Below are 234 nucleotides of genomic sequence, written 5' to 3'. Positions count from 1 at the left end.
ATCTGGTCGGGTGCCGTGAACGGGACCTGCTCCCCGGTCTCCACCACGCGAACCATCGACCGGCTGTTTGAAAGCGCTCCGCCAACGGATTTAAGTCCGGACCCCAGCATGAAGAGCGTAGCGTCAAGAGTATGCGCAAACGGCACGTGCAACATCGAGGCTCCGTTCGCCATATCAAGCGTGTAGAGATAGGTCTCGTTGATCTCCTCGCCCCATATAATACCGGAGCCGAGG

Annotated in this window: 1 protein-coding gene; it reads right to left on the bottom strand. The window is 58.5% G+C overall.

Translation table 11 applies throughout. The features are described 5' to 3' along the window. Nucleotides 1–234: hypothetical protein (locus ACPYOM_RS24045; protein WP_481347909.1), on the bottom strand; the 234-nt coding region annotated here is incomplete at both ends.

It is taken from the genome of Monashia sp. HAY1-2A (assembly GCF_056755315.1).
The sequence above is the reverse complement of the archived record's forward strand: the minus strand, read 5'-3'. Positions and strand labels throughout refer to the sequence as shown.